The sequence below is a fragment of the Endozoicomonas sp. ONNA2 genome (assembly GCF_024606365.1).
In the GTDB taxonomy this organism is placed as follows: Bacteria; Pseudomonadota; Gammaproteobacteria; order Pseudomonadales; family Endozoicomonadaceae; genus Endozoicomonas.
This window is the reverse complement of the sequence record NZ_JAHHPO010000062.1, coordinates 1-1,601: the sequence shown is the minus strand read 5'-3', so window position 1 is coordinate 1,601 and position 1,601 is coordinate 1. Positions and strand designations below refer to the sequence as shown.

The window sequence follows — 1,601 nt, the reverse complement described above, 5'->3', positions numbered from 1 at the left end:
GCCATTGGTTCTATGGCTGAACAGGACCAGCTGTCGTAAGGCTCCGCTTCAGGCCCTGCGAGACAAAACATGAAGCCAAACTCAGGAGTCCGGAAGCGAATTCATAAGTGACTGGATATCAGGTACTGTAAGTCTTGGTTTCCCATAGTACTGATGACAACGGGGAACTTTGCTCGGGAGGACCCGGACGAGGAAAGGGGGCATCATAGTTATTGAACCGTTTGTGGGAAACACAAGAGAGGTACATTGAAACCTTATGTTTGTGTCAACGAAACAGAGACGGATAGCCTCCCAAGGCTTACAGCTTAAAACTTACAGCTCAAAACTTACAACTTTCAGCTCTTCCACAGCTATAATCATCCGTAAATTGTTATGAATAAGGGAGTAAGAGATGAGCAGGAAAGCGTTTGAAGAGCTATTGAAGAGTCATAACGGTCCAGATGAACAGGGTCACGAGTGTATAGACTGGGGTAAGCAACGTGATGAGTGGTTAGGCTTTATTACTCAGTTTTATGAAACCCTTGAGCAATGGTTCAAACCCTACAAAGATGACCACTCTCTTGATTATCAATATAAAGTGCTTGAACTGACCGAAGACAATATCGGTACCTATCAGACCAGACAAATGCTGGTTCAGTTTGCTCAGCAGAACCTTAAGATAACACCCGTTGGCACTCTGCTCATCGGTACTAAAGGGCGTATTGATATGGAAGGTGGCCGTGGGCGTATACAGTTTATTCTCGCCGATAAAAACAGCCATGGCCCTGGTCTTATGACTTCATACTCTGGTCCATCAAGTGAGGAGAGCCAAAAAACCGAAATAGAATGAGGCTGGAAGATTGTACTCAAGGTTTCAAATAGAATTTCGTTTGCTGAATTTAATGAAGACAATTTTTTTGATGCCTTGATGGAAGTAGTGAATGCCTGAGTCTCGTTATAACAAGGCTAAAGGTAAGGTGTCTTTCTCTTTTTCTCATTCCACCATTGATGAGATCGGTAACTATTATGAAGATTGTGAATCTACCTGAAGTTATGCCCGGAAGATCGTTTTATTGGTTACTCAAAAAGCGAACTGGAGATAGAACTAAAAGAAAAAAAAGCCATCCTTGATCGTACTTGCTCCCTTGAGTTATTGGCAGCTTTGGAAGCCCGGTTCAGAATCGATTATCTGATTCGTTGCCAGAACAAGCATAAGGACTTGCTTTCCCAAAAATTTCGGAAAATTCATCAGCACAAAGCCAATAGGGCCTCTTTAACAGATGATATTTTGACAGCGTGGAGATCATTATTCCCGGAGCATAAGACTCGTTTAGATAATTTCCAGAAAGCTATCGATTATCGGAATTGGCTTGCCCACGGTCGATATTGGTTGCCAAAGCTTACACCTCATATAAATGGTGCAGACTACCTTACCATTTATCTTCTAACCGATGATATTTTGACAAACATTGTTTTGATGGAAGCCTGAAGTTGTAAATCTGTAAAGTTAAGAGCTGTAAGTTAAAAGCTTTTTACTTACGGCTTACAGCTTAAAACTTACAGCATCTTTCCAGCAATTCCCGATAAATTGATTACCATCAATGATATCAAGGGTTAGAGGG

At 41.7% G+C, this 1,601-nt stretch carries 1 protein-coding gene; it reads left to right on the top strand.

Going from position 1 to position 1,601, the window contains the following annotated elements:
* Positions 1-391 precede the first annotated feature (391 nt).
* The gene (locus KDK14_RS00920) at positions 392-829 is read left to right on the top strand and encodes a hypothetical protein (protein WP_257263135.1); all 438 of its coding nucleotides are present in this window, start codon (positions 392-394) and stop codon (positions 827-829) included.
* The last annotated feature ends 772 nt before the right edge of the window (positions 830-1,601 follow it).